The following is a 2,461-nucleotide window of genomic DNA, read 5'->3' as shown; positions in this document are numbered from 1 at the left end:
TGCCTTGTGACAGTGCGAAGCAGTTCTGACCGCGGGGTGTCCGGCCCTTGGAGCGGTCCTCGTACACGCGTCCCCGCCTGCCTCAACGCCGAGGAGATGGTCCACATGACCGACACGACCGTGCCCGACACGGGAACCGGCTACGGCCGTAAGCCCTCCTCCCATGACGCCCGCCTGACCGAGGTGGGTCCTGGCACGCCGATGGGGGAGGCGTTGCGTCGTCACTGGCAGCCGATCGCCAGCTCCACGGCGCTGACCAGTGATGTTCCGCACCGTGCCCGGCTTCTTGGGGAGGATCTGGTTGTCTTCCGGGATGGTCAGGGCCGCCCCGGCGTCGTCTTCGAGCGGTGTGCGCACCGCGGCAGCAGTCTCTTCTTCGGCCGTGTCGAGGAGGACGGTATCCGCTGCTGTTATCACGGCTGGAAGTTCGATGTGCGGGGCCACTGCCTGGACCAGGCCTGTGAGCTCGAGGGCGGCAAGCGCCGTGGTCTCGCGCGTCAGCCGTGGTATCCGGTGGAGGAGGCCTACGGCCTGGTCTTCGTCTATATGGGCCCGCCCGAGCTCAAGCCCCCGCTGCCGCGCTTCGACAGCCTGGAGCCTCTGGGGGAGGGGGAGGGCTACCACACCAGCTGGATGGTGCCCGGCGCCGAGGTCGTCGGCCTGGAGCAGGACTTCAACTGGCTCCAGCTGTTCGAGAACGCCGTCGACCCCGTGCATGCGGCGTGGCTGCACTCCAATCACAGTGGGTTCCAGTTCCAGGGGACCGGCACGACCGGCTTTCCCGAGCACTACTACGACCACCGCACGGCCGCCGAGCGCACCAGCTACCACCGCACCGGCAATGGTGTGAAGTATGTCTGGCGCTATCAGGACGCCCGGGGTGAGGGTGGCGCGCTCGTGGATCTGGAGTGGTCGGTGGAGTGCATGCTGCCCAACATCATCGCCCTGCCCGACTTCATCCGCTCGACTCCCGATGTCCGCAACGACATGCTGATCTGGGTCGTTCCCGCCGATGACACGCATCACCGGCTGGTCTTCTCCATCCGCTCGGCCGATCCCGGGCGGGCCACGTCGTTCATGTTCGGCATCAAGCAGAACGGCAAGGACGGCTGGCAGCTGAGCGAGGAGGAGAAGCAGCGCTTCCCCGGCGACTACGAGGCCCAGCGCTCGCAGGGTGACATCACCCAGCACTCCGAGGAGACCCTGGCGCCGTCGGACAAGGGCGTCGTGATGCTCCGGCGCATGCTGCGCACGATGGTGGACGACGTCGAGGCCGGCCGCACCCCGCTCGGCGTCGGCGCTCCCGGTGAGCCGGTCCGCCGTGTGGAGGCCGGGCTCTTCACCCGGTCCGACCAGGGGGACGACGCCCTGGCCCCGGCGGGGGCGGGCGAGACGGCCGCGCCCATGGCGTCGGGGGTGTGACCGAAGCGTGAGCACCACCTGGACGGACGCGGTCGTCGTGGCGCGGTACGAGGCCACGCCGAGGATCGCGGTCTTCGACCTCGCCCGGGCCGACGGCGACGAACTGTGGGAGTACGAGCCGGGCGCCCACATCGATGTGCAGGTCGCTACGGGCCTGGTCCGGCAGTATTCCCTGTGCGGACCTCCGGGCGTCCGCAAGCAGTACCGGATCGCGGTCCTCGACGAGGCGGCCTCGCGCGGCGGTTCACGGGCGATGCACGCTCTCGCCGAGGGTGACACGCTGCGGATCGCCGCGCCGAGGAACCGCTTCGGCCTGACGTCCGTGCGTCGGCACGTGCTTCTCGCGGGCGGCATCGGCATCACCCCGCTGCTGTCGATGGCCCAGAGCCTCGATGCCACCGGGGGCGACTACCACCTGCACTACTGCGCCCGCAGCCGGAGCGAGGCCGCCTTCCTCGCCGACCTGGAGAACCACCCGCGGGTCACCCTCCACTTCGACGACCAGGGTCCGGAGCAACGCCTCGACCTCGGGCGTGACCTGGGTGAACCCGTACCCGGGACCGCGGTCTACGTCTGCGGTCCCGGCGGGTTCATGGATTATGTGCTGGGGCGGGCGGCCGAGCTGGGCTGGCCCGCGTCCGCTCTGCACAAGGAGCGCTTCAGCGCCTCGCCCCCGCCCCCGCCCCCGGCTGCGGCCGCGGCCGGGGGCGGGGGCGAGTCGGGCGGGGGCGGGGAGGGCGGATTCACCGTGCGTCTGTCCTCGACGGGAGCGGAGTACCTCGTTCCCGAGGACCGGAGCGTCCTGGACGTCCTGCTGGCGAACGGGGTCGAGGCGCCCAACTCGTGCGGGCAGGGCATCTGCGGTGAGTGCATCGTGCGGGTGTGTGCCGGTGAGCCCGACCACCGGGACGACGTCCTGACCGACGAGGAGCGCGCGGAGGGCCTGTTCACCCCGTGCTCGTCACGGTCGAAGTCCCCGATCCTGGAGCTGGAACTGTGACCACCGCATCGACCGCGGCGAAAGACCGCCCCGCCCCCG

Annotated in this window: 2 protein-coding genes; both read left to right on the top strand. The window is 70.3% G+C overall.

Going from position 1 to position 2,461, the window contains the following annotated elements; all coding sequences use genetic code 11:
- Positions 1-105 precede the first annotated feature (105 nt).
- Positions 106-1,422, top strand: a complete 1,317-nt coding sequence (locus AQJ64_RS25810) for a Rieske 2Fe-2S domain-containing protein (RefSeq protein WP_055632183.1) — start codon at positions 106-108, stop codon at positions 1,420-1,422.
- A gap of 7 nt (positions 1,423-1,429) precedes the next feature.
- Positions 1,430-2,422, top strand: a complete 993-nt coding sequence (locus AQJ64_RS25805; RefSeq protein ID WP_059203015.1) for a PDR/VanB family oxidoreductase — start codon at positions 1,430-1,432, stop codon at positions 2,420-2,422.
- Positions 2,423-2,461 lie beyond the last annotated feature (39 nt).

The sequence above is a fragment of the Streptomyces griseoruber genome, from assembly GCF_001514205.1.
GTDB classification, from domain to species: domain Bacteria; phylum Actinomycetota; class Actinomycetes; order Streptomycetales; family Streptomycetaceae; genus Streptomyces; species Streptomyces griseoruber.
Note: the sequence above shows the minus strand (reverse complement) of the source record. Positions and strands in the feature narration are given on the sequence as shown.